General features: G+C 63.1%; 18 protein-coding genes. 8 read left to right on the top strand and 10 right to left on the bottom strand.

Annotation, left to right across the window (positions count from 1 at the left end):
* Positions 1–65 precede the first annotated feature (65 nt).
* Positions 66–587, top strand: coding sequence for a GNAT family N-acetyltransferase (locus GL300_RS17575; protein WP_155040964.1), 522 nt, complete (start codon positions 66–68; stop codon positions 585–587).
* A gap of 2 nt (positions 588–589) precedes the next feature.
* Here GL300_RS17575 and GL300_RS17580 read toward each other — a convergent pair whose 3' ends face one another.
* On the bottom strand, positions 590–1489 hold the full coding sequence (locus GL300_RS17580) for a DMT family transporter (protein WP_211595178.1): 900 nt from the start codon (positions 1487–1489) through the stop codon (positions 590–592).
* A 30-nt stretch (positions 1490–1519) separates the two neighbouring features.
* On the opposite strand from GL300_RS17580, the gene GL300_RS17585 reads away from it, so the two are divergent.
* Positions 1520–2074 (top strand): helix-turn-helix domain-containing protein, encoded by a 555-nt coding sequence (locus GL300_RS17585; RefSeq protein WP_155040966.1) that lies wholly within the window; start codon positions 1520–1522, stop codon positions 2072–2074.
* Between the two features lie 110 nt (positions 2075–2184).
* The gene (locus tag GL300_RS17590; RefSeq protein ID WP_170297705.1) at positions 2185–6183 is read left to right on the top strand and encodes a toll/interleukin-1 receptor domain-containing protein; all 3999 of its coding nucleotides are present in this window, start codon (positions 2185–2187) and stop codon (positions 6181–6183) included.
* Between the two features lie 6 nt (positions 6184–6189).
* On the opposite strand, the gene GL300_RS17595 is transcribed toward GL300_RS17590, so the two are convergent.
* The 8 genes from GL300_RS17595 to GL300_RS17630 all read right to left on the bottom strand — a co-directional run bounded on the left by GL300_RS17595 (position 6190) and on the right by GL300_RS17630 (position 18344).
* Entirely contained in the window at positions 6190–7512 is a 1323-nt protein-coding gene (locus tag GL300_RS17595; RefSeq protein ID WP_155040968.1) for a TRAFs-binding domain-containing protein, read from the bottom strand.
* A gap of 34 nt (positions 7513–7546) precedes the next feature.
* On the bottom strand, positions 7547–8749 hold the full coding sequence (locus GL300_RS17600; RefSeq protein WP_211595179.1) for a patatin-like phospholipase family protein: 1203 nt from the start codon (positions 8747–8749) through the stop codon (positions 7547–7549).
* Between the two features lie 189 nt (positions 8750–8938).
* Positions 8939–12685 carry an nSTAND1 domain-containing NTPase gene (locus tag GL300_RS17605; protein WP_155040970.1) on the bottom strand — a complete coding sequence of 1249 codons (3747 nt, stop codon included), beginning with the start codon at positions 12683–12685 and terminating at the stop codon, positions 8939–8941.
* 14 nt (positions 12686–12699) lie between these two features.
* Positions 12700–13722, bottom strand: a complete 1023-nt coding sequence (locus GL300_RS17610) for an ABC transporter substrate-binding protein (protein WP_170297706.1) — start codon at positions 13720–13722, stop codon at positions 12700–12702.
* The gene (locus tag GL300_RS17615) at positions 13719–15518 is read right to left on the bottom strand and encodes an SLC13 family permease (RefSeq protein WP_155040972.1); all 1800 of its coding nucleotides are present in this window, start codon (positions 15516–15518) and stop codon (positions 13719–13721) included. Before GL300_RS17615 ends, GL300_RS17610 begins: the two co-directional genes overlap by 4 nt.
* Before the next feature lie 44 nt (positions 15519–15562).
* Positions 15563–16243 (bottom strand): methyltransferase domain-containing protein, encoded by a 681-nt coding sequence (locus GL300_RS17620; RefSeq protein WP_155040973.1) that lies wholly within the window; start codon positions 16241–16243, stop codon positions 15563–15565.
* The gene (locus GL300_RS17625) at positions 16240–17175 is read right to left on the bottom strand and encodes a hypothetical protein (RefSeq protein WP_155040974.1); all 936 of its coding nucleotides are present in this window, start codon (positions 17173–17175) and stop codon (positions 16240–16242) included. The genes GL300_RS17620 and GL300_RS17625 overlap by 4 nt, the downstream gene beginning before the upstream one ends.
* The gene (locus GL300_RS17630) at positions 17172–18344 is read right to left on the bottom strand and encodes a type 2 periplasmic-binding domain-containing protein (protein WP_155040975.1); all 1173 of its coding nucleotides are present in this window, start codon (positions 18342–18344) and stop codon (positions 17172–17174) included. The genes GL300_RS17625 and GL300_RS17630 overlap by 4 nt, the downstream gene beginning before the upstream one ends.
* A gap of 412 nt (positions 18345–18756) precedes the next feature.
* Between GL300_RS17630 and GL300_RS17635 the strand changes: the two genes are divergently transcribed.
* Entirely contained in the window at positions 18757–20061 is a 1305-nt protein-coding gene (locus tag GL300_RS17635) for an OmpP1/FadL family transporter (protein WP_155040976.1), read from the top strand.
* Positions 20062–20073: 12 nt separating this feature from the next.
* Here the strand turns inward: GL300_RS17635 and GL300_RS17640 are convergent, their stop codons facing one another.
* Entirely contained in the window at positions 20074–20631 is a 558-nt protein-coding gene (locus tag GL300_RS17640) for a hypothetical protein (protein WP_170297707.1), read from the bottom strand.
* A 251-nt stretch (positions 20632–20882) separates the two neighbouring features.
* Here GL300_RS17640 and GL300_RS17645 point away from each other — a divergent pair, with 251 nt between their 5' ends.
* Genes GL300_RS17645 through GL300_RS17660 form a run of 4 tightly spaced genes read left to right on the top strand, consistent with a single transcriptional unit; the run spans position 20883 to position 25661 of the window.
* Complete coding sequence (locus tag GL300_RS17645) at positions 20883–21548, top strand: hypothetical protein (protein ID WP_155040978.1); 666 nt, start codon at positions 20883–20885, stop codon at positions 21546–21548.
* Between the two features lie 21 nt (positions 21549–21569).
* On the top strand, positions 21570–22592 hold the full coding sequence (locus GL300_RS17650) for a hypothetical protein (RefSeq protein ID WP_155040979.1): 1023 nt from the start codon (positions 21570–21572) through the stop codon (positions 22590–22592).
* Between the two features lie 12 nt (positions 22593–22604).
* Positions 22605–24278, top strand: a complete 1674-nt coding sequence (locus GL300_RS17655) for a Dyp-type peroxidase (RefSeq protein WP_155040980.1) — start codon at positions 22605–22607, stop codon at positions 24276–24278.
* 24 nt (positions 24279–24302) lie between these two features.
* Positions 24303–25661 carry a cytochrome P450 gene (locus GL300_RS17660; RefSeq protein ID WP_246195234.1) on the top strand — a complete coding sequence of 453 codons (1359 nt, stop codon included), beginning with the start codon at positions 24303–24305 and terminating at the stop codon, positions 25659–25661.
* Positions 25662–26514: the final 853 nt, after the last annotated feature.

A 26514-nucleotide genomic window follows, 5' to 3' on the forward strand; every position in this document is an offset into this window, starting at 1 on the left:
GGTTACGTTGACAGCTGGTCTACAATAGTGGACATTATCGCAACTATAGTGGCGAGTGGGCTAAGATGGATATTCGTGACGCGGACGAACATGACCTTGAAGGGATCATGGCGATCTACAATGACGCGGTTGAACACACGACGGCGATCTGGAACGACACCAAGGTCGATCTGAACAACCGGGCGAACTGGCTCGCCGATCGGCAGCGGGCGGGATATCCCGTGCTGGTCGCGGTGAATGACGGCGGGGATGTTCTTGGCTATGCCTCGTTTGGTGACTGGCGCGCCTTTGACGGCTATCGCCACACGGTTGAGCATTCGGTCTATGTGCGCGCCGATCAGCGCGGTGCCGGCATCGGCAAGGCGTTGATGCTGGCCCTGATCCAGCGCGCGCAAAACATCGGCAAGCATGTGATGGTCGCGGGGATCGAGGCCGGGAATATCGGATCGATCCGTCTGCATGAGAAACTGGGCTTCGAGCAGGTCGGCCTGCTGCAAGAGGTCGGAATGAAGTTCGGCGGCTGGCTGGATCTGGTGTTCCTGCAGCTGAAGCTTGATCAGCGACAGGTTCCGCCGCCCGCCGCCTGAAATCAGGTCGCCGCCCGGCGATCCGTCCGGCTTTTCCAGGTTGGTCTGAGTTCACTGATCAGCACGCCCATCACGATCAATGCGCCGCCGATCAAGGCAAAGGGTCCCAGCCGCTCGCCCGCGATGCGCCCGACGATGCCGGCCCAGACCGGCTCGCCGGCATAGATGACCGTGGCGCGCGTCGGGGATACGGTCTTTTGCGCCCAGTTCATGACCAGTTGGATCATGGCGCTGGCCGCACCCAGACCGATCACCGCGCCCACCCAGATCCACGAGAATTCCGGCCATTCGACCCCGGCAATCGGCATCGACAGGAAACAGAACAGCGCCACCGCCAGCAACTGGATCGCGGTGACCCGGCGGCTGTCGACATGGGGGGCGAAATAGCCGATCAGCATGATCTCCAGCGCAATGCCGATGGTGCCGCCAAGCGTGGCGATCTCTCCGGTGGACATGCGGAGATGGCCCGCGCTGCCGCCTGAAATCAGCAGCAGGCCGGCAAAGGCCAGACCGATACCGATCCAGCTGAACAATGCCGGGGCCTTGCGGAACAATGCCCATTGCAGCAGCGGAACCAGCGGGACGTAGAGCGCGGTCAGAAAGGCCGACATGCTGCTTTCAACGGTTTGCAGGCCGTAAGATTGCAGCCCGTAGCCGATGAACAGCGATGCTCCGATCGAAAGACCTGCCAGCAGCTCCAGCCGGGTGACCTGCCGAAGATGCCGCCCGGCCAGGATCGCCGCCAGTATCCCTGCGATCAGGAATCGCAGACCGACCAACAGCAGCGCGCCGGTATATTCGACGGCGATATGGACGATCAGAAAGGTCACTCCCCAGATCATCGTGACGCCGATCAGCGAGAGTTCGGGCAGGGGCAAGTTGCGAAGGCGAGGGATGTGCATCATAATGCGCATAGACCTATAGGCAATATAATGCACAATCAAGAACAGAATCCGGCCATCCTGCGCCATGTGGCCCAGAATCTTCGGCAGACGCGGATCGCGCGCGGTCTGAGCCAGGTGGCATTGGCCGAGGCCTCGGGGATCAGCCGCCGCCTGATCGTCGATGTCGAAGCGGGGCAGGCGAATGTCAGCCTGTCCAGTCTTGACAAGCTGGCCTCGGCGCTGGGGGTCGGCTTCGTCGAACTGGTGGCCGAGCCGGGGCGTCCGCGCACGCAGATCCGCGAAACCACATGGCGGGGGGCGGATGGCAGTCTCGCACGGCTGCTGGGTGCCGCCCCCGCTCAGGCCGAGGCGCAGATCTGGGAATGGACCCTTGCGGCTGGCGATCACTATCAGGCCGAGCCGGACCCTGCCGGATGGCACGAGATGATCTATGTGGTCGCGGGGGCGCTGCGTCTTGTCATCGATGGGGTCGCGACATCCGTTCCGGCGGGCGACTTCACCATCTTTCCGTCATCGCAGCATTACAGCTATCACAATGACGGACCCGATCTGCTGCGCTTCATCCGGAACGTCGTCAGTTGAGCTTGGCAATGCGATGCGGGCCGCATTTTGCAGCCGCGCTATCGGAATAATTTGCGATAGCGCGCGTTTTCCTCAATCCTTTGCGGACGGCTATTCGCAAGGATATGGGGATGAATACGCCCTGCCTGTTTCTCAGTCATTCTGGACTCGATACTGCCGCTGCCATTGAAATAAAGAAACGCCTGCTTGCCAGCCCCGAGGCCCAGCTGATCGGGCTGCGGATCTGGCTGGATAAGGACGATCTGACTGAGGGCAGACCATGGGTCGAGCAGATCGAGGAGGCGATGCAGGCGGCCAGCGCTTGTGCGGTGGTCGTCGGCTCGACCGGAGTGCGCAACTGGGTGCGGGCCGAAACCGATCTGGCCCTGTCGCGGGCGATCAGCGACCCGGGCTTTCGCGTCATCCCGGTGCTGCATGGCGGCGCCAATGCCAAAGGTCTTTCGCCCTTTGCCAGCCGCTTTCATGCGGTTCTGGACCCGCTTGGCGACCCTGCCGCGATGCAGCGCCTGTTGCGCGCGGCCCTTGGGCAGGATGCGGGCGACGCTGGCCTGCCAGCGCTGACCGCGGACCCCTTTCCCGGCCTGCGGACCATGACCGAGGATTGGGCGGACCGCTTCTTTGGTCGCCGCAAGGAAACCGATGAGATCCTTGCGCTGCTTGCCGCGCATCCTACGGTCACCATCGTTGCGGATAGCGGTGCGGGCAAGTCGTCGCTGGCGCGGGCCGGGGTTGCCCATGCCTGGCGCGGTGGCGCATTGGCGGGTGACATGGCGCGCGATGGCGATCCCGAAATCTGGCATGTCGTCACCACCCGGCCGCTGCGCGATCCGATGGGCGAATTGCAGAACGCAATCGAAAGCGCCGCAAAGCTGGCCGGTCGCGACATGGCCGAAATTGTCAGCTTTCGCGCTGCGCTGGTGCAGGACCCCGCCTTTGCCCTGCGCTGCGGCCATGATCCCGCCCGCACTCGAACGCTTCTGATCATCGATCAGGCCGAAGAGCTGGTCACCCAAGCCGCTCCGGACGCAAGGGCCGAGTTCGGGCGGCTGGTCGCGCGGCTTTCGGAGAGTCTGGGCGACCGGCTGCGCATTCTGGTCACGCTGCGATCGGATTATCTGAACCTCGTGGCGGGGATCGAGGGATTGGGCGTGTTGATCAGTCCGCCCGAGACGCAGTTTCGCCTGAAGCAGCCCGCCGACCTGTCCGAGATCGTCAAAGGACCGCTGCGGCTGGCCGGGCATGGCGATGAGGTTGAGCAGGACAAGCTTGTGGCCCGCCTGCGCAAGGATCTTTCCGATCGGCCGGGGGACCTCGCTTTGGCCCAGATGGCGCTGCATCTGACATGGCGCGACCGCGCGCGCCATGGCGGGCTGCTGGCGGCCTTTGCGGCCAATGGCGGGGCGCTTGGCGCACTTGGTCACGAAGGTGAGCGGATCGAAAAGCTGCTGCCACCGGCTGATGTCGACCGGCTGATGCCGATCTTTGTCCGGCTTATCCAGCTGAGCGAAAGTGCCTCGGGGGCGACGCGCCGGATCGCGGCGCTTGATGAATTCGACGAGGATGAGCGGAACCTGATCGACCGGCTGGCGGGATCGGATTTCGGCAGGCTTGTCCAGACCAGCGACAGCCATGTCGAGATCGCCCATGAAGCGCTGATCCGGCAATGGCCGAAACTGCATCAGACCATTCAGGACCAGCCCCGCGACATGCGGGTTCTGGGGCGGTTGATGGCAGATGCAGGGCATTGGATAGAAAACCGCCGTCGCCGCGGCTTTCTGGCGCGGCCATCGGACCTGCCGGATTACCGCATGCTGATGCAGACCCATCCGGCATGGCCAAGCCCGTCCGAGCGCCAGTTCGTGACGCTGAGCCGCAGGTGGCAGAACATCTGGCGCGGCCTGACTGCGGCGGGGGTCGTGGCCATTCTGGTCGCGCTGGCCGCCGTGGGCTACCTGCAGAACCGCACGCGCGAGAACCTGATCCGCGCCGAAGAGGCCGAGGTGAACGCGATTTCGCTGCTTGCCCTGTCGCGCGCGGAAACCCGACCGATCGACGCGCTGAAACTGGTTCTGGCGGCTTGGCCCGAGCAAGCGGGGAAACCGTTTCCGCCGCCTGCGACCGCTTATCAGGCGCTATCGACCGCGATGAGCTTTACCCAACCCGGCTCGATCCTGCGCGGGCACGAGGGCGGGGTCTGGAGCGCGGTCTTTTCGCCCGATGGGTCCCGTATCGCCAGCGGCGGTGCGGATGGCATGCTGCGGATCTGGGATGCCGGCTCGGGCGCGGCTCTGGCCGAGCCGCTGCGTGGCCATCAAAGCTGGATCACCAGCGTGGCCTTTGCCCCCGACGGCAAGCGCATTGTCACAGGCGGTTTTGACAGCACGTTGCGGATGTGGGACGCGGCGACCGGGGCGCAGCTGGGCTTGCCGATGCGCGGCCATGCGGGCGGGGTCTGGAGCGTGGCCTTTGCCCCCAATGGCGCGCGCATCGCCAGTGGCAGCGCCGATGGCACGGTGCGGCTATGGGACACGGCGACGGGCCTGCAGCAGGGGGCGCCCATGCGGGGGCATAAGGGGCTGGTCCTGAGCGTGGCCTTTGCCCCGGATGGTCTAAGTCTGGTCAGTGGTGGCGAGGACGGCACATTGCGCCGGTGGGATGCGACCTCCGGCGCGCCGCTGGGCGATGCGATCCAAGGGCGACAGGGCCGGGTCTGGACCGTCAGCTTTTCCCCCGATGGCGCCCGCATCGTCAGTGGCGGCGATGACGGCTCGTTGCGTTTGTGGGCTGCCGCGACGGGCGCGCCGCAGGGCGAGCCGATGCATGAGCATAGCGGGCAGGTCTACCGCGCGGCCTTTTCCGCCGATGGCACCCGCATCGTCAGTGGCAGCGAGGACGGGACGCTGCGGCTATGGGACGCGGCATCGGGTGCGCAACTGGGCGAACCTTTGCGCGGTCATCAGGGCGCGGTCTGGAGCGTCGCGTTTTCGCCCGATGGCAGCCGCATCCTTGGCGGCGGCGAGGACGGCTCGCTGCGGATATGGGATGCCACGGTCGGCATGCCGCAGGGCGCGCCGCTGCGCGGCCATGTCGACGAGGTCAACAGCATCGCCTTTTCGCCCGATGGCAGCCGCCTTGTCAGCGGCAGTGAGGACGGAACGCTGCGGCTTTGGGATGGGGCGACGGGCGCGGCATTGGGCGAACCGCTGCGCGGGCATAATGACGTCGTCCGCAGCGTCGTCTTTTCACCCGATGGCACCCGCGTCCTGAGCGGCGGTGAGGACGGGACGTTGCGGCTATGGGACGCCAGTACCGGCACGCAACTGGGCGAGCCGATGCGCGGCAATGAGGGCGAGGTCTATGACGTGGCCTTTTCGCCCGATGGTTCCCGCATCGCCAGCGGCGGCACTGGCGACACGCTGCGGATATGGGACGTGGCGACCCGCAAGCCTTTGGGCGGGCCGATGCAGGGGGCGGACAGCATCGCCTTTGGGGTCGCTTTCTCGCCTGACGGCGCGCGTATCCTGAGCGGCAGCGAGGACGGGAACCTGCAGCTTTGGGATGCCACGACCGGTGCACCGCTGGGTGAGCCGATCTTGGGGCATGATGACGTGGTGCGAAGCGTCGCCTATTCCCCGGACGGCAGCCGCATTGTCAGCGGCAGCGATGACGGCACGCTACGGATCTGGGATGCTGCGACGGGCGCGCAGCGGGGCCAGCCCTTGCGCGGACATCAGGGGGCGGTGCTGAGTGTCGCCTTTTCGCCCGACGGGCTTCGGCTGGTCAGCGGCGGCGATGACGGCACGTTGCGGCTTTGGGATGTGGCGACCGGTGCGCAATTGGGCGCGCCACTGCGGGGACAGCAGGGCTGGGTGAACAGCGTGGCCTTTTCCCCCGATGGCGCGCGCATCGTCAGCGGTGGCGAGGATGGCACCCTGCGGTTGTGGCGCAACCTGCCGCCCGGCAACATCCTGCAACTGGCCTGCCGCTATCTGCCGAATATCTCGGGCAAGCCCGACGCCGCGACCGATGGGTTGACCGATGAGATCAGGGTCGCCACCCATGCCCTGCCCGATGATTGCGACAGCTACGACCCGCCGTTGCCGCCATAAGCCGCCTTATCCGTGCCCGGTCAGCGCCTGTTCGACTTCAAGCACCCATGTAGCATCCTCACCCCGCGCCTGTCGGGCGTCGCGGATCATGCCAAGGTTCCTTGCGGTGGTCTGGGCCTTCCACGGCTCATCCAGCGCCGCCAGCGCATCGCCAAGATGACCCACCGCGCCGTCCGGGTCGCGGGCCAGCACCGCAAGCTCAAGCAGATTGGCGTGGTCCCAGTAATCAGGCTCTCCGGTTTCGATCTTGCGCGCCACGGCAAAGCGCACGACCGGCAGCAATCGCGCCTGTTCGGGGGCAAGGTTTTCGGCCTGCTCCATCAGCGACAGCGCGTTGATCCCCGGATAGGCATCGCGCCAATCCGTGCTGAAACCCTTGCGATAGGCGTCGATCGCCTTCATCAGCAGCCCCCGCGCCAGCACAGTCTGGCCGCCATCGCGCGCAGTCAGCCACCGGTCCTTGTAGACGCGCCCCAGCAGGCCATAAGTTTCGGTCGAGGGGCCGCGGCGCTTGATCAGCTCCAGCAGGATGCGTTCGGCCTCTTCCCCGCGACCAAGCCGGTTCATCGCAAGGCCAAGCTGTTCTTGCACCAGTATCGTGCCCGACAGGTGCTTGGGCATGCGTTCGACAAGGCGAACCATGTCCTGATAGCCCTGCACGGCCCGATAGGACAGGTAGAGGTCGATCAACACCCCGGCCTGCTCATCCTCAAGCGAACCAAGCGAGGTCTCGACCGCGCGCACTGCCTCGACGCTTTCCGCGCGGCGGGCGCTGGCCAGCCTGTCCTTGATCGACTCGGCATATTGGACCTGCTCGCGGAAGATGTCAGTCAGCGCGGGGTCGATCGCGGGATAGCCGTTGATCAGCTGATAGACGGGGCTATCGACGGTGCCGCCGCGCGCCGAACGCAGCCGTTCGGCAAGCGCGTCACGGGTTGGTTCGACCTCGGCGGGCTTGCCTGCGGTCAGTTGGTAGGGCAGCGCGCGCAGCAGCCCGACATCGAAGGGCAGTTGCGCGCCATTCGCGGCAAATATCAGGATGGTCGTGTGGGGCTTGGTGGCATGGCGGACGCCCAGTTCGTAAAACACGTTGGCATTGGCGGCGGTCAGGTCGGCCACCGCGTATTCGCATAGCAGCAACCGCTCGAACATCGGGGTATGGATCAGCCCGCCGGTCTGTTCGTCATCGGCGCGGATGGGTTCAAGACCCGCCGCGACAATGGCCGGCTTGATCAGCTCGGCATAGACCGCATCGAAATCGACGCTGCCGCCCCGGCCATCGGGCTTGGTCCCGAATGGCATCAGGACGAAGCAATATGGTTTGGTCATCGCGGCCTCCGTTCAAATGCCCGTCCAATCATTTTCAGGTCCATTGTTCCTGTTCGTCGGAGGGACGGTCGCGCTTTTCGCCTGATGGGGCGGACGGAATATCGAATTTCGGGTCGAAATGCGCCTCATCGATCAGCGAGATCGCGGCCCGGCCGATCTTGATCAGGTCGGCCATGTTTTCAGGCTTGTCCATCTGCGCCACGGAATCCAACTGATCCGGGGTATAATCCAGATCCAGATGCCGTTTCAGCCAGGCGGGATCGAATTCGACATTATAGCGCAGATAGGTCAGCAACGGATTGCCTCCGCCCAGAAAGTCCTCGCGCAGATCGCCAATCTCGCTGTCGATCTCGCGGGCGGTGGGGCTGTCCGACAGCCATTGCAACAGCGTCTCGTTCAGGGCGGAAACATCGTCCATCAGCGAGGACAGGCCGCGAACGCCCAGCTCGGCTGCGGTCATCTTCATGACCTTGTCCTGCGCCAGAACGGTCGTGCGCGATCCGGTGCCAAGCGAGACGATCAGGATATTGTCGTTGCCGATCGGCCAGTTCAGCCCGTGACGCTTCAGGGCGGCCAGCATCAGCAGTTGCAAGGCCGGGTTGTTATGCGGGCTGACACCGCCATCGACAAAGGCGCCCTTGATCTCGGACGACACGCTGATGATTTCGGGCTCGAAATAGGTCGGGGCGGCGGCGCTGGCGCGGACCACTTCGCGCAGCAGGAAATCCTTGTTCGGGGTCGAGCCGCTGCCATGCAACTGGTTGAAAAAGACGCCTTTCGGGCAGTTGTGAATGACCCAGGGGCTGCCGGTGTCCAAACGCTTGACCACGATCGCCAGCCCGGTCTTCAACTCGGGCCCGCCCAGCTTGATATCCTTGAACTCCCGTTCCAGCCCCACCCGGATCGCATTGGCCGAGAATTTGGGGCGCAGCAGTCCCTTGCGGAACATCGAGGACTTGAAGATGTCCAGACCGAATTCCTTGTAAAGCGTCTCGACCCGATCGATCGACCAGCCAAGCGCCAGCGCCGAGGCGATGATCGCGCCCGTCGAAGTGCCGCCGATCAGATCGAAGTAATCCGACAGCACCGCTTGCGGATTTCCGGTCCGCTGGCGGACCAGTTCCTCGATCCGGCGCAGCATTTGCAGCGTCAGGATGCCGCGAATGCCGCCGCCATCCAGCGCGAGTATCCTTTTGGGTCCGGGACCGAAAAGATGGCCGTCAAGTTCATGTGCCACAGCGGTATCCTTTTCTATCAGAAAAGCGCAGCCCATTGGATGGGGAAATGATATCGGCGGGGCCGAGCGCCGAAAATCCGAATGCTGGAATACCTTGCCCGAGAAAGCGCGCCCGGCACCGAAAAGTCAATGATTCAGAACGGGTTCCGCAAGGCGGCGTCGCGTATTGGCAATGCATCCGACGCCCTTTCATTGTTTTGAGAAACGCTGCGCAAACCCGTCGAATATCGACATGGCCTGCGACCACAGACTGGAAAAACCGGACGTGGTGGCCCCCGTTTCGGCGCAGCGCTCCGAGAGGGTATATTCCGGTGCCGCACCCGTGCCCGGCTGCGCGATCTGGTCGGCGCAGATCATCAACTCGCGTGGATCAAGGTGATATTCGAACAGTTCATCGGCAAGGATCGCCAGACGTTGCGAGCCGTCCTTGCTGAAGGCGATGGCGGTCGCATTGCCCTGATAGTCGCTGATGGCGCGCTCTTCCTCGTGCGCCTCGGTGTCGATCACCCGCACGCTGCCTGCCGAAATCATCGCGATCCATTTCGCCTTGTGCGTCCCGCCGTTGAACTGGCCAAGATCAAGCCCGCTCTGCCAGTCATATCCCTGCGTCTGGTCAAACAGCCGCGAGATCCGGATCTCGCTGTCGTCGCCGGCGCTGGCAAGGAACTGGCCGTCGCCACCAAAGCCAAGGTCGTTCACCGGCCCCAGATGCTGCGCGACGATCCGGGACGAGGTATTGGCCCCTGCGCCTTGCTCGACATTCCAGACCTGCACCCGGCCATCCCAATCGCCGCTGGCAATCAGGAAACCGTCGCGCGGCTGTCCCAGCGGCGAACGTGCCTCGGCGCGGGTTGCCAGGGACACGACCGGCGCGCCATGGGGCAGCAGGTTCAGCATCTCACCCGTGGCGGTATCCCACAGCCGCACGGTTCCGTCCCAACTGGCGCTGGCCAGAACGGCCGGATTCGCGTCACCGGGAACGAAGGACAGGGCCGAGATCCGGGCGTCATGGCTGAACTCATGCAGCAGCGCGCCGCTTTGCGTGTTCCACAACCGGACGGTCTTGTCCCAGCCGCCGCTGGCCAGCAGATCGCCCCTGAAGGTCAGTTCGGTCACGGCCTCCGGACTGCCGGAAAGGCTGTGCAGCAGTTCGCCGCTTGTGGCGTCCCAGATATTGACCGTGCCCTGCCACCCGGCGGTGGCAAGCAGGGTGGCATCCTGATTGAAGGCCATTGCCGCGATCCGTGACGGTTGACCGGCAAGCGTCATGCTGGCGATTGCGCCGGTGGACGAAAGCTGCGCGATCCGCACCGATCCGGTGCTGTCGGCCGCCGCGATCCGCTGTCCGCCCGGTGCGATGGTCAGCGCCGCGACCGGGTTGCCGAAGCTGAAAACCTCGGCCCCCTCGGGCGTTTCTGCCGCCGTATGGTATAGCATGACGGTGCCGTCGGGACTGGCAACGGCGATCGAGCCGCTTTGCGGATCGCCCGCAAGCAGGCTGGCAGGACCTGCCAGCGGGTCCGGCATGGGCACGCCGCTGCAAGCGGGCGCGGTGCTGCCCGGAACCCGCCAGATCAGCGCACGGCGGTCCTGCCCCAGCGAGACCAGCGTCTCGGTCGCGCCATCCCCGGCTTGCAGGAACATCGCCTTGCTGACGGCCCGGTCATGGCCGCGCAGGGTGCGCTGTTTGCGCACCGCATGCACGGCCTGATTCAGCGCGCTTTGCGCATGCGACAGCACGATCCCGTCATGGGATTGTGTCAGGCAGACCGCCGCCTGTGCCATGCCGATGCTTTTCATCGGATCGGTCTGCATGGTGCTGATCGCGGCAAGGGATTGCTCGCGTGCCCATGAGGTGCGTTGCGCGCGCTTGGCGACATGTTCGTTCAGCAGCGCATAGGCTAGCAGTCCCAGAAGCGCCGAGGTTACCAGCAGCACCACATTGCGCCGCCGCCGCCCCTGCTGCTGACGCATTGCCTGACTGGCCTGAACAAAGGCCTTGGCGATGCGGTCCTCGGGCGAACTGCCGTCCAGCCCGCCGCGTCCCAGCAGATCGACTGCCGCAGAAAGCCTTGCGCCCCGCCACAGGTAATCGCTTTGGCGGTGGCTGGTCTCCCATGCCTCGCTGGTGCGCCTGATCCGCTGGCGTAGCTGCAATTCGGCGCGGTGCTCCTCGATCCAGCGGCGCAGCGGCAGCCAGGTGCGAAAGATCGCCTCATGCGCGACTTCGACGACGCGCCTGTCGCTTTCGGCGCGGGACAGCAGCAGGCGGCGTTCGATGAAACGGTCCAGCAGGTCGTGAACCGGCTGCAGCTCCGGTGCGTCCCAAGCGACGGGCTGGCGGGCGATCTGGCCGTCCTCGGTCAGGCGCACCATCTGCAGGAATGCCGTGCGCAGCTGGGCTTCCTGATCGCGCTGGCGGGCCAGGGCCAGGATGGCGTCGGCCTCGCCGGCCACGGCCCCTTCGACACCGCCAAGCGCGTCGTAATCGCGCAGGGTCAGCGCGCCCGAGGCATGACCGTCGCGCCAGAGCAGCCACAGCGTGAAGGACAAAAGCGGCAGCGCATCGGGGGTGCTGGCATCCTGCAGCAACCGGTCGGCCAGCCCACTTTCCAACTCGATCGCGCCCAGCTTGGCCGGAGCCTCGATCACCCGGCGCATGCCCTCGATCGGCATCGGGCCAAGGGACAGGGTCTCGAAATCCATGCCGTGATGGGCATTGACGGTCTGGAAGGCCTCAAGGAAATCCGACCGCATCGTCGCCACGACCGTCAGGGGCGAGCCTTCGGCGGCCAGCGACGCGGCCAGCAGGGCAAGGAAGCGGGCGGATTGGTCATCGGGTCCGCCACCGGCCAGCAACTCCTCGAACTGATCGAGGACCAGCAGGACGCGAGCGTCGGGCCGACCGGCGGCGCGGCGCAGGTCATCGGCCATGTCGATCAGCGGGGTCGCGCCCGTCCGTCCCGTAGCAAGGCCGGGCGTGCGGCCGACGATCCGGCGCAGATCGTCAAGGCTCCAGTCCAGAAACTCCAGCAACGAGGCATCGCGGACATCCGGGGCCTGACGCTTGAGCGCCTCGATTTCGGAGATCAGGCGGCCAAGCCGGGCCTCATCGGGATGCGGCCCGATGGATGGGCGGCCCTGCCGCGATACGTCATGCCAGGACCGCAGTCGGTCCAGCAGCGCGTCGGCGTCGTGCGGACCCACAGCGGCATGGCGGCGGAAGCTCTGCGCGAAAAGCTGCGCGAGTTCATAGAATGGCTCCCGTCCGGGTCGGAACGGGTCCAGCACGATCCAACGGTCCGTTTCACGCTTCAGGCGGGGCACGACCCCCGCACGGGCCAGCGAGGATTTCCCGCTGCCCGATGCGCCAAGGATCAGGATCAGCCCCGGTGCGCCGCGCTCGATCAACTCGATGGTGGCGCGGATTTCGCTCTCGCGGCCGAAATAGACCGGAGCGTGCTGTTCCTGATAGGCGTTCAGGCCCAGATAGGGCGATTTGCCGGGGTCCCAATCACCGGTCGCACCCAGCAGGTCCAATTCCCGCAGCCCGCGCCACAGGCGTTGGTAGGCGGCCTCGGGGTCGCGGCGCAGGTCGATGAACTGGCGCTCGGACAGGATCGAGGGCAGCTTTGCCGCATCGTCCAGAGGATCGGCCAGCATGGCGATGATCTGCTTGCCCTCCATCCGGGCAAGGGCGATCTCGGCAAAGCACCAGTAGGATTTCAGGTAACTGTCGGTGCAAAGCGCGATGACGGCGCGGCAGGCGCGCAGCTTGCGGTAAAGCGTCCGCTCCCAGCTTTCGCCAGCGACGATCCCTTTGTCCGGGTCAAGGTCAAGGAACAGGCAGGTATGGCCCTGCTGCTGCAACCGCGCGGCCAGATCGCGGGCCAGATCATTGTCAGCGGAACTGTGGCTGATGAAGATCGTGCTCATGCGCGGGCCATCCGTCAGCAGCTCTTCTCAAAGAAATTGTCGGTGGCCCGCGCCATGGCCTCATAGAGCGCGGGCAGTTTCAGCGACCAGCGAGCCATGGCAGGGGCGCAGATCTGGACGATGAATTGCTTCGAGGTGATCACCGGCAGATCGCCGGGCCGGGCGCCGCGCAGGATGTCGCGGGTCAGTTTTGCTGCCACCTCGCCCTGCTCATAGGGCGAGACCGAAACGGTCAGCATTGCCCCGTCCTCGCTGTTCGAGGCGCCGATGCCCAGCACCGGAACCGCGGCATTGGCCTGTGTCCAGTGCATCACCTGATTGGCGGGACGGACAAAGGGACCGCCCTTGCCGTCGCGGATCTGGCGGTAATTGGTGACAAGGATCAGGTCGGCATCCTGCCCCGCCTGCGTCACGGCGGCTTGCCACTGATCCAGCGTGTCGACCTGCACCGGGTCCAGCCACTGGATCGGGGACCAGTCGATGCTGCTGTAATAGGGGATTTCGGCGGTGATCGAGGACGAGGTATCGCCAATGAACCTGACCCGAGGGGCGTTCGGCGCAATCGTCAGGATGGTTTCCTTGATCGCGTCCAGCGGCTTGCGCTCAAGGATGCCGGTGACAGGGGCGGTTTGCGGGTAATAGCTGCGCGGATCGCCATTCACCCCGGCAAAGACGATGTCGGGCCCGTCCTCAAGATTGCGGCCGACCAGATCCTGCGCGGGATCGTCGATCAGGATCAATACGTCGGGCGACCAGTCATCGACCGCCTTTCGCGCCAGCGTCGCGGCCTTGCGGGTAAAATCCTCGTCCGAGTGGTTCTTGAGATCCATGTAATGGTTGCGAAACAGCACGTTCTGGGTGCCGGTGAAACCGCGGGCCAGACCCTCATTGACCATCTCGACCCATTTGTAGTCGGGGTCATAGCTGTGGATGATCAGCACGCGCGCAGTCTGGGACTTGTGGATAAAGACCAAGGCAAAAAACAGGCCGGTAAAGGCCAGCATTGCCGTCAGCCGCAATCCGCGCCGCAGTCTCATAGCAGGTCCAGCCCTTGCCAATAGGGCAGGCTGGCATAGATCGCCCCGATCCGCAGCGCGATCAGCGCCAGATTGGCGATGATCAGGCGCGGCATGTCGCAGATCTGGTCCAGACCCTGCTGGGCCAGATCGCTGCGCAGCTTCAGGAAATATGAGCTTTGATAGGGGAAGACATAGGTATCCGCGACGGCAAGGATGATGAAGCCGATCACCCACAGCGACATGCCCTGCGCCATGGCCAGCGGAAACAGCGCGGTTGCGAACAGGATGACCGTCACCCCGGTCGGCAAGGCCAGCCGCACCAGCAGGATCATCCCCGAGACCTGCAGCACGAATAGCGGGAAATCCGCCCGCATATGCGCGCCCAGCCATGCCAGATGGCCGATGATCACCTGATCCAGCCCGGTGATCGTGGCCGCCGGGACCCAGCCGACAATCGCGCCCAGATAGATCAGGATCGGCCAGTCGATCTGGGCGCGGATTGCCTCGCGGTTCATGGTGCCGAACAGCAGCAGCGTGACAAAGACCGCCAGCGCTACCCATGCCACGTCGATGCGATGGGACTGCTCGGTCAGGATGCCGACCATCATCGCCACGACCGATAGCAGTGCCGCCCATTCCAGCCGCGAGATCGGACCCAGCACCCGGCGCTGCGCGGCAATCGTCTGGCGGGGCACGCTGAAGCGCCGCGCACCGCGAAAGCAGATCACCGAAACGATCCAGAAGCTGGCCAGCACGCAGGCCCCAAAGACCAGAGCGGCCTGCAGCCATGCCAGCCAGCCAAAGGCATATTGCGTCTGCGCGTCGAACAGGCCGTAGATGACCAGATTGGGCACCGCCGCCGTCAGGAACAGCGGCACCAGCACAGACGCACCGGACACAAGGCTGAAGATCAGCCGGTTGGCGAAAATGTCCCTTGCCCCGGCATTCGAGGCCTGAATCAGCTCGATCAGGAAGGGCGAAACGATGCTGACCCGCCCCAGAACCGATGGGATGATGGGCGACAGCAGCGCCCCGATCCCGAACAGGCTAAGATTGTAGCCCGTCGGCGTCTCGGGCACCCTGCTCAGCACCCAGAGCGAGAAGCGATAGGTCAGCCCCGAGGTGACCATCAGTGCCCCGATGCCAAAGATGCTGAGGCTGGCAAAGAAGCTTTCGGACCTGAAGCCCGACAGCACCTGCGCAGCGGGGGCCACGTCCAGCAGGATCATCGCCAGAGCGGCGAAAAGCGGCGGTACATATTCGGGGACCAGCGAAAACAGCCACATGCAGATCGTGGCCGCGATGATGGCCAGAAAATCGGTGGCGGTGGGGCTTAGCCCCCATGACGGCGCGATCCAATAGATGCAGGCGGGCAGGGCGATTGCCATCAGCCAGCCCAGCAGCGGGGCCCATGACTCGGCAGCGGGCGGGGTGGGGTTGGTCTTGTCCGACCCGGTTGCCGGGCTGGCATAGGATCGAAAGAACAGTTCGCGAATGTCGCGCTGGCGATTGGCCAGCTCGGTCATCCGGGTCGCCGGAAGCACCAGAACGGTCGTGTCGATCTGAGCCCGCGCCGCATCGGCATAGCTGGCCGAGCCCAGCATCGCCTCGATCCCGATATAGCCGTGATCGCGCAACGATTGCCCGCGCGCGCCGTCCAGCAGCACCCGGCCATCCCGGATCAGAAAGACGCTGCGGGCTTCCTCGCCGGGTTGGAACAGGTATTCGCCCGCCTTGATCTGCCGCGTCGTGACATGCGGCATCAGGCCGGACAGCTGCATAGCGGGCAGCCGGGCAAGGATCGGATCGCCCATCAGTGCCTCGGCGGCAATGCCGGGTGTGTCGTCTGGCAGGGATGTCAGGACCGGACCTTTCCCGAGACACGGTAAAGCGGGCGCTGCATCGGTCCGACATGCGTGTCGAAGCGACCGATCGGGGTGATGTCGAGCCCGCTGCAGGTGGAAAAGATCGCCAGCTCATCTTCGGGCAGGTGCCGGTCCCAGGTGTAGCCGGGGGGCGGGATTTCGCGGCGCAGCGCTAGTTCGACATAGATGGTCGGAATGCGAGAGGTGATCTCGCGCATCATGTCCTGCATGGCGGCCAGTCCCCGCACCTCGATGATGTGGTGCAGCACGCTGAAGAAAAAGGCGTAATCGTATTCGCCGGGCGCGATCGTCTCGACGGTTTCCGGGGTCAGGGCGCCAAGGGAAAAGCGCGCCTCGCCCCTGGTCCAGCCCGCGATCTCATTGCAGATCGCGACATTGCGCGGGTCAATGTCGATGCCATGGCCGATCATGCCGCGTTCGACGAAATACAGCGTGTTGTAGCCCAGCGAGCAGCCGACATCCCACAGCTTGCGGCCGGCGATGCGGTCGCCCATGCTGGCCTCGACCGCGCGGCAGCGGTCATCGCAGGGGCGAAGCGGGGCGATGGAGGGCGCGAAGGGCGCGTTGTAAAGCGGCTGATAGACATTCTTGCCCTGCACCAGCAGCGCCTCGATGCGGTCGCGGGTTGCGTCGGGGATGCACAGATCGGTCACTTTTCCACTCCGTCAGGAAATATACGCATGGTCTTGGGCGAATAGGCGGCGGTCACGGCCCGGACCGCGTCGAATTTCAGCACCAGATCGGCGGCTTGCGCATTGGGCCGCACCCATTTGTCGATGCTGGGACCCAGGGCCTCGCGCCAGAACTCCTGCATCCGGCGCAGGGGAAAGCCCGATTTGCCGCCGCTGCGCTGGCGCAGTTTCCGTTCCCGGTCGAAACGCCAGCGCCGCAGCAGGGGCGTCGGCACATCGAGATAGATGAAGAAATCCAACCGCTGCGCCAGCACCTCATAGCCGGGCAGGGTCGAGCCGACCATCGCGCCGTCAAACAGGCAGATGGCGGGGCGCGCGATCAGCGGCTCATCGGGCAAGGGCTCATCGCGACCCAGATCGTAGCGCGGTACGGCAATGGTCGCGCCGTTATCATCCAGCGCCGAAAGAAAGTCTGCGATCCGGTCGGTGTCATGGGTGCCCGGCAGGGTCCGCCATTTGAAGCCCATGCGCAGCCGGTCCTCTCGTGCCCGGTAAAAGTCGTCGATCGAGAGGCTCAGGCATGTCGCGGCTGGTCGGTCGATCTCCTGCAGGCAGCGCGCAAGCAGGCGCGACATCGTGGTTTTTCCCGCCCCCGGCCCGCCCCCGATTCCGACCAGATAGGCGCCCGTCCGCCCCCTTGCGCGGGCGCGGATGAACAATGCCAGCGGCAGGATGAGGTCATCCAGATATGACGTATCGGAAGGGTCGATGCCCATGTCACGCAGCGTGGCGATACAGATCAGGCGCAACCTGTCATGGATAGCCCCGTGATCGGCGTCGTGATCCGTCCCCAGATCCATCAGCGCGGCTTGGATCAGGCCGGTCCGGGCCTGCTGCGATCCCGCTGGGGCTGGCGGGTGGTCCGCGCCTGAGAAAGACAGCGGCCCCGTCATCCCGCGGCCTTTGCCGTGTCTTGGCCGCTGATGCAGGCGCGGTGGTCGCGAATGCTGTCCTGAAAGAACTCGTTCAGCTGCCCGGTCGTGCAGTAGCTGTCCAGAATGTCGCGATCAAAATACAGAACATCCATGTATTCGTCGTGATTGAACTCGCGGAATGTCACGGAATCGACCGCCTTGCGGAACACCCATTCCAGGAATTGCCGACGATCCGCGGGCACGTCTTTGGGGATGAAAAAGCCCCGGTAGCGGTAATAGGCGCGGCAGTTTTCGCCGCTCGTATCAGGGAATGAGGCGGTCTGGCCCAGCCGCTCCTTCAGCCGCGCGCTGATTTCAGGGTTGAGGTCCTGCTGTGGCAGGAAGGTGAAGATCGGCTTCAGCAACCCGCCCGAGATCAGCTGCGCCACGTCGCCGGGCTGTTCGATCAGCGCATCGCTGCGCTGGTCAGAGGATTGACTGAAAAGGGAAAAATATCGCTCTGAGCCGCTTTCAAAGGCATGGGATACAATGGTCGGTGCGACGCTTGTATCGGCCACGACGTTTGTTCCGTAGTTCGCGATGAACTTCCTCAGCAGGATGTTTTCCTGACCCGACCGATCTTCCGCAGCCCCGAACAGTGCCACCCTGAGCGGGACGGGATCGCTGCCTTTTGCGGAGTTTGCCGCATAATCGAGGAATGAGCCCAGATCGGAGAACCGGGTATCGTCCGCGCGAATGTAAAGCTGGCTGAAGGTCACCTGCGCCATGCTGATCGGCACTAGGTTGCCTTCGCCCGTCGAACTGGCCAGCAGACTGGAATAGGTGTCCATCAACTGGATCACGTTGTAGCCGTTTGGCGGCAAACCGTTGAAATAATCCAGCGCGACATTCATGTCGCCGCCGAACTTGAACAGCGTGTTTACCCTAAGGCCAAGCGGGTTTCCGTCCTTGTCCTTCAGCGCCTCGATCGCCTCGGCGATCTTCTGGCTGAGGCCCAGTGAGCCCGAATTGCTGCTGCGGGGAATAAAGATGTTGATCGGTTGATCCGGGAAATCCGCAGGTCTGGGCACGTCCGGCAGGTTGCAATTTTGCGCCTGCGCCGCGAATGCGCACAGAAAGGTGGCGGCAAAAGGAAGCGCCGCATGACGCAGCGCGGGCCAACCCCATCTCCTGCCGATATTTACCAATTTCGCGCTCCGCTTTGCGGGGATGTTCGCGCTAAGGATGTGCTCCGTCAAGGACCGTCATTTCGGAATCCATTTGGACCTCGTCGAATCATCGGCGGATGTGACGTGAATTACTCATGCCAAGTCACGCGAAAAGGGTGAGGCGAAAATCGCACAGGTTGTGGAATATGAGTGAACAAATATGACAGCAGTTGACAGGAAAGGGTGGCCGCGCGCTACTGGAAAAGACAAGTAAAACCCGTGCCTTGCCGATTATGGAAAAAGTGAGGATTCCGCGCACTCGCCGACTGGCGTTATGGCGGATGGTCTATATTCGGTGCGGCAGTCTGGATGGAACATGGGCTGTCCTTGATTGGACAAGCGGCTGCGGATTCGAACGAAGCAGCAACCATATATTGAAAGAGATTCGACGATGCGCTTCATTCCCCTTTCTGCATCATCCCACGCAATCATCCTTGGGTTGTTGCCGGCCATGGCTGCGGCAAACGGCTATCAAAACCTTCATCAAAGCGCGACCGGTCTGGGGACGGCATATTCGGCGAATGGCACGGGCATCGACGATATTTCGGCGATTTATTCCAACCCCGCTTCGCTGACGCGTTTTCCGGGCACGAACGCCTCGTTCGGGGCAGATCTGATCATGCCGCGCGACAGTTTCGAAAACCTGTCGGCGACGACAGCCAGCGGCGCGCCGGTCACCGATGGCAGCCCCGGCACGCCGACGCAGTTTCTGGACAACACGCTGTCGGGCTACTGGTATATTGGCCATCAGCTGTCGGACCAGCTTTACTTCGGTCTGTCCTTCAACGCGCCCTGGGCGACCGAGTCCGATTACACCGATACTGCCGCCTCGCGCTACACCGCCACCACGACCAAGCTGACGGCCTATAACCTGACCCCGATGCTGGCCTACAAGGTCGATGACAAGCTAAGCATCGCTGCAGGCCTGAACATTCAGTACTATGTCTCGGAATTCTCGACGAACATTTCGTTGACGCCAGACAATCCCTCACAGGCGAGCGACCTGGCGAGCGATTTTGAGGGCAACGACCTGTCCTTCGGCGCGATCATCGGGATCGAGTATCAGGCGACGGATCAATGGCGCTTTGGCGCGTCCTACCGCACCAAGATCACGCATGAATTCGACGGCGACATCCGCGTCAATGGCTCGGATGCGAACCTGGCCGTGCTGGAATCGAACGGCGTCTCGCGCGATGGAGACGCCCGCTATGAGATCGCCACCCCGTGGATGCTGCAGCTTGGCGCGCATGGCAAGCTGACCGACCGGTTGGAGACCTATGCCTCGGCCACGCTGACCGGGTGGAGCGCGTTCAAGGACACGAATATCCACACCACCAATATCGGCGATCTGAGGGTCCGGAATGGCTGGGACAACGCCTGGTATGTCGCGGTTGGTCTGGGCTATCAGGTGAACGACAAGGTCAAGGTTTTCGGCGGTGTCGCCTATGATGAGACGCCGACCCCGACCGAGGTCCGCAACCCGCGCGCCCCGAATGCGGATCGCTCCTATGTCGGCCTTGGCGGTTCCTATGAGGTCAGGCCGGGGCGCACATTCAAGGTGGGTTACGCGCATACCTTCTTTGAGGATGCCCCGATCCGCCTGACCAGCGAAAACAATCCGGGTCGCGGGACGCTGAATGGCGATATCAAGATCGATGCGGACATCCTGATGGTGCAATACATCCATCAGTTCTGATCGCGCGTCCGATCAGAAATCCGCCGGATCAATGATGATGCGATGGGCCACGTGGCGCGTGGCCCGCGCGATTTCGGCTGTCCCGCCATTGCCGTCCGGCGATTTCCCGTCCCACAGCAGCAGGACATGCGGCGCGATCGGCGCCGACTCACGGGCATAGGCCAGCATGATCGCGTTGTTGCGGACAAAGGGCTGCTCGGTTGGCTCAGCGGGGTCGCGGGCCGACGTGGGCCAATGCACGACCGATGCGGCGCAGAGGTTTCGGAAGCGCTGCTCCCAATCCAAATCGATCGCTCGGGGCAGGCTGACCGAGCTTTCCAGAAACGCATCCTCGGGCAGCGGCAGGAACAGATGCACCGTCGCGCCAAGGGTCAGGCAATGTTCGGCAAACAGGATGTCGCCACCCCTTGCAGCCCCGCAAATGCCGATATCGCCCGCTCTGACCTGCCAACCGGACAAGGCGTCGTGGATCGCCGCACTGATCGGGCCCTCCTTGTCCGCTGGGAAACGAGGTTGGGCCCGGCCGGGACCGTCGGTCATGTGTCCGCTGAACAGGATCACCTTATGCATGAGCGCATGATGCCACGCCTGATCAGGTTGGGAAGGAAAATTCCCACATGGCGCAGATGCTATTTTCATGCAGAAATACACGCTAGGGTTGATCTCCCTTGACGCGAGTTCAAGGATGTCGCAAGGATTGCAAACTGCACAACCGATGCTTGTCACTATTGACGCAAAAACTTCTGTCAAATACAATATTCTGAATAATAAGGCAGAAAAAGAAAACAGTGACGGAACCGGTCTTCATTTAGAGGGCGCGCATGTCGAATATCGCCGGCAAGGCCTATGCCATGAATGTGGTCACGCCGAGCAATCGCAAGATCACGTGGGTCAATCGTCTGTTGTTCATGGCTTCGCGGGGTTTGCCTGCGAACTTGCTGGGGCTTTTGGGGCTTTCGATCATCCATTTCGCCCGCTGGGTCATCATCAGGCCGCAGGACTGGCCGGATCTGGGTCAGGGCAAGCAGGTCCTGAAAAACGATTACATGCTGTTCTGTTCCAACTTCAACGGGACTTGGGATCAGTATATCGACGCATTTTCGGATGGTATTCCGAAGGGCCTGAACCTGTTCTGGTACTCGGCGAGTAAATACCCGCAATCCATCCCGGTGACGGATTTCAAAAGATATATCACTTATAATCAGATAAATACGGACTTCTACTATAACGCGACTCCGGGTTCGGCGCAGCGCGACGTGAAGGCTGCGATGAAGGTCTATGATGCCGTGCTGGCGCTTGCCGCGACGCATGCCAATCAGACGCCGGATGAATTCGCCGCCGCCTATCGCGACGCGATGTTCAGGATCCAGCACTGTCTGGGTGAGCCGGGGCTTGGTCCCGTCGCCAGCCTTGATACGGAACGCGCCGACATCAACCGCGGCTCCTATGTTCGGGGTGCCCAGAACATGTTCAACCGCGAGAGATGATCGCTCTCCTAAGGTGTCATCATGGCCGATCTTGATTCAGGGCATATCTTTCTGACCACATTGGCCCCGATCAAAGGGGCCAAGGACGATCCCGATATCGGCGTCTCGTATGAGCAGCGGGTGCGGATCGCATTGGCGGAACTGCCGACCGCCCTGCAAAGCCCGGCGACGCAGAATATCGGGCTGAACAGCCCCTTCGCCCGCAACAGGCGCACGCATCTGGCCCGGATGTTCGTCCTGAGCGACGTTGTCTATAACGGTCGCAATGCGCAGAACCCGGTCGTCGCCACGGCCAAGGGCATCAACCCGGTCGATCCGCTGCCGATTGACGAACTCAATGCGCCCTATCTGGTCTTTTGTGCCGATATTGATGCCGTGACCTCGGATGGCGCGCCCTTGCCCCACAACCTGACCGCAAAGCAGCAGAAAGAGGTGCGCGCCTCGTATGCTCGGGAATTGTGGAACACGATGGGTCCCGAGCTGAAGGACATCTACTGCAATTGCGTGGGCTTTGACGATGTGACGACGGCGGATGATTTCGCCACCTATCTCGACCGTTGCCATGTCGAGACGACCATGCCCTTCCACGATTACTACCTGGAGCTGCCCAAGTTCAACGACCTGCCGGTCAAGTCGCTTCTGGCGGCGGTGGGCGTGCCTGCTGCAATCACCGTGCTGATGTTGCTGCTGCGGATTCTGGGCTGTCTGAACCTTCCGATGCTGGGTTTCAGCACGCTGTGGACGGCGGTGGTGGCGGGGCTGGTGACCGCCGGTGCCGCGATGTTCAGTCTGGGCTACGCGCTGCGCAACGGGGCCAAGCCTCTCGCACCGGGGAAATATGACGACCTGCCCTCGGTCCTGAAGGCGCTTTATACGCAGCAGACATTTTCGGATTTCATCGTCGCGCATCAGGGCGCCGATCCCGACAAGCTTTATGCGGATTTCGCCGCCTTCCTGACCGAGCACAAGCCGCAAGACAAGCACGCGCCGACACAAACGCCCGGAGTCATCTCGATCCGGGAACAGGGCGGAATCTCAATCTAGGACTGGACGATCATGGGACGCAGGCTCGACCTGGACGACATTCAGGGGAACGTCATCCGCGCTTACGGGCGCTATTCCTTTCCTTTTGCACGCTATTTCTTTCTGAACATCGCGGATTGCGGCAAGGGCCGCCGTTTCGTCGACATTGTTCGTAAAAAGATCACCACCGGCGCGACCTGGCCCGAGGACAAGAAACCCGCCGTCACCTGGAACATCGCCTTTACCTTCTTCGGCCTGTACAAGCTGCAGGTGCCGCAGCGCACCCTGCGCGGCATGCCCGAAGAATTTATCTCGGGCATGCGTGACCGCGCCTTCATCCTTGGGGATCGCGATGTCACCAAGACCGAGGCCGAGGCCGTCGGCTGGGACGCGCAGTGGGACCCGATCTGGCGCGCGAACCGCAATGGCGACGGCGACGATTCCGACAATGTTCATATCTGGATCGCCCTGAATGCCCAGTTGAAGAAGCTGGGCACGGATGAGCCGGTCGATGAGCTGGAGCTCGAGACGCAATGGCTGCGCGATCTTTGCGCCGAGCTTGGCGGCGGGGTAAGCATCCTTGCGACCAATGGCCAGAATGGCGATCAGGAATACCAGTCGGCCTCGGCGCTGTTCTTTGAGAAAAACGGCCTGCTGGTCCCCTCGCCGACCGAGCATTTCGGCTTTGCCGATGCCATCGGCGATCCGGTTTTCAGGGGGCAGTTCTCGCCCGATCTGGAAAAGGAAGCCGTGATCGGTCGTGGCAAATGGATGTCCAAGGAAAAGGGCTGGGAGCCGATCGAGACCGGTGAGTTCGTTCTGGGCCACCCCGACGAAAGCCAGGAGCTGCCCCCGATCGCCCGGCCACCGGAATTCATGACCAATGGCAGCTTCATGGCCTATCGCAAGCTGCACCAGAACGTCGCCACTTTCGATCAGATCGTCGCCGAAGAGGCCGAGACCTTTGCCAAGGTGCAGGGCGTCGGTCTGGAGGAAGCCCGCGAAACCCTGCGCGGCAAGATGTGCGGGCGCTGGTCCAATGGCGTGCCGCTGGCGGTTGCCCCGACCTATGCCGAATGGCTGGCCTTCAACGACAAGATGGGTTTTGCCGACCCCGATCCGTTCAAGGCGCTCAGAAAGCAGCTGGATTATATCCGCTCGCCCGCCGCGTCCGATTTCCGCTATGCCGATGACATGTTGGGCTACAAGACGCCGGTCGGCTCGCATCTTCGGCGGATGAGCACGCGGGACTATCTGGACCCGCTGAACCAGATCGGCATCGACCCCGCGACCGGTGAGCAGTTCAAGAATGAGAATGCGACATCCGGCCTGAACAAGCGCCGTCGCATCCTGCGCCGTGGTCTGCCCTATGGTCCGCGCGCCGGCGTGCAGAAAACCGACCAGACCGAACAGGGCGTCGCGATGATGTCGATGTGCGCCAGCCTGTCGCGCCAGTTCGAATTCGTGCAGCAGCAATGGACGCAATACGGGTTGGACTTCCATCAGGGCAACGACACTTGCCCGATGCTGGGCAATCACGACCGGCACAAGCGCTTCACCATCAATTCGGACCCGAAATCCGGCAAATGTCCCTTTGTGATGAGCAAGCTGAAAACATTCGTCGAATGTCGGGGCGGGGATTATTTCTTTGTCCCTTCAATGACATCGCTGCGCATGATGGCGATGGGCATTATCGACCCGACATGACGCGTTCGCCGAAAGGATAAGGGCATGTTTGCAGCACTGCGCAACGCGGTCACGACGGTTTTTGCGGTTCTGATGGTCTGGCTTGAGGGGATCGGGGCGGCTCTTCGGCTGCTGGCGCTGGGGGCGCGTTTGGCTGTGGGTGGCGGCTTTCGCCAGAATCTTGCCGTGGCCTTCAAGCAGGTCCCGACCCAACGCATGGTCCTGCAGGTGCTGCGGGCATTCGCGCCGAACCTTTCGCTCAAGCGGCAGTTGGTGAAAGCCTATGACAACAGCGGCACGGTGATCGTGACCCGCAGCAATGACTGCCTTGACGTGCTGCGCCGCGACGAGGATTTCGAGGTCGTCTATGAAAGCCGGATGCGCCAGTTGACCGATGGCGATAATTTCTTTCTGGGGATGCAGCCGGGCTGGGATTACACGCGCGACACCTCGGCGATGCGGCTTGCGGCCCGCCGTCCCGACGTGGCCGAGATCGTCCTGCCCCGCGCGCGTGCCTTGGCGGATGAGATCGTCGCGAACAGCAACGGCAGGTTGGATCTGCCCGCGCAACTTTCGCTTCAGGTTCCATGGGATATGACTGCGCGCTATTTCGGGGTCGGCGGCCCCGACGCCGCGACCATGCAGGAATGGACCACGACCCTGTTCTGGTATCTGTTCGAGGATCTGCCCGCCGACCCCGCCTTGCACGCGCGGGCGATGCAGGCCGCATCCGGGCTGCGCGCCTATCTTGATGCGGCGATCGTCGCACGCAAGGCGAACCCGTCCGATTATGCCGATCTGCTGAACCGCTGTCTGGCGCTGCAATCAGCGGGCACGCCGGGGATGAGCGATCTGGGCATCCGCAACAACCTGCTGGGCCTGCTGATCGGTGCGATTCCCACGATTTCAAAAGCTTGCTGCTATGCGCTGGATGAGCTGCTGAACCGCCCCGACGCCCTGCGCATTGCGCATCAGGCGGCTGTCTCGGGCGACGATGCCCTGCTTTCCCGCTGCATCTGGGAGGCGCTGCGCTTCAACCCCCATAACCCTATCATCTATCGCCGCGCCACCCGCGATGCGGTCATCGCCCAGTCGACCCTGCGCGAGGTTCGCGTCCGGAAAGACCAGATGGTCTTTGCAGCAACCCTCTCGGCGATGTTCGACCGCTATGCCGTCCCCAAGCCCAATGAGTTCCGCACTGACCGCCCGTTCGAGACCTACATCATCTGGGGTTACGGCCTGCACACCTGCTTCGGCGCCGCAATCAACGAGGCTGTCATCCCCGCTATCCTAAAACCCGTTCTTGCCCGCAAGAACCTGCGGCGGGCAGATGGTCCCGCCGGCCAGATCGACACCGGCCCCACCCCGCATCCGCAGCATTTTCATATTGAGTTTGACCGCTGAGAGCGTTCAGGTGCGTCCTTCGGGGATAGCGTCACACAGCAGAGTGATACTGTCTATGGCCTAAGGTTCTTCAGTTCGACGATGTTTCCGATTCCCAACCACGTGACTGTATTGGCGTCAAACCCAACCACATCGTGCAACAGGGCAGGGAGATGCGGCGACTTGTAGCCATCTCACGGTGTTTTCCTGCCAAACCGTGCCTCTAAACCCACGGCGCGGGCGCAGCTTCTGCTTACGTGGCTGTTCTGGCGCGATCTACCGACACGGCGATGCGCGCCGAGATCGCCGCTTGTTACGCAGTGTCGAGCAGATCGAATCCGCCGATTACAGACACTGGCTGCGACGTTGGGGGAACCTCCCCCTTCCCACCACCCGATGATAGGGAGTGAGCTGACTGGATCGGCAGTCTCTTTCGCAGCATTCTCCATTCGAGGGGTGCCGCCAACTTGACTGGTGGCGAGCCTCAAGAGTGCGGGAGAGGCCTAATGCATTTTTGCCGGGCTGGGTGTCCACCGGGTCACGCCTTCTGTAGCGGTGGCGCATGCCGACCGCCGTGGTAAGACCCGCCACCGGGGAACGAGCCCACATCGCCCTAACGATATCAGAAGGCTGACCGAGTAGCTGCGCGCGGGAGATGTCCAGCTTCACGTCTACGAGGAAGCGAGGACCTCGCGAAAATTGGCGGACTATCAGTTTGTCGAGTTTGGGTATCACAGCACGTAACGGCGCCCTCGCTCACTCCAATCAAGATGGGAGACCGGGTGAAAACCTATCGTCGAGATGCGGTGATATGGGGAAAACTCCACCGCGTTGGGTAGCTGACGCGGGCGTGGTACCGGACGCTAGCGCATGA

This window comes from Paracoccus litorisediminis (genome assembly GCF_009711205.1).
Classification (GTDB): domain Bacteria; phylum Pseudomonadota; class Alphaproteobacteria; order Rhodobacterales; family Rhodobacteraceae; genus Paracoccus; species Paracoccus litorisediminis.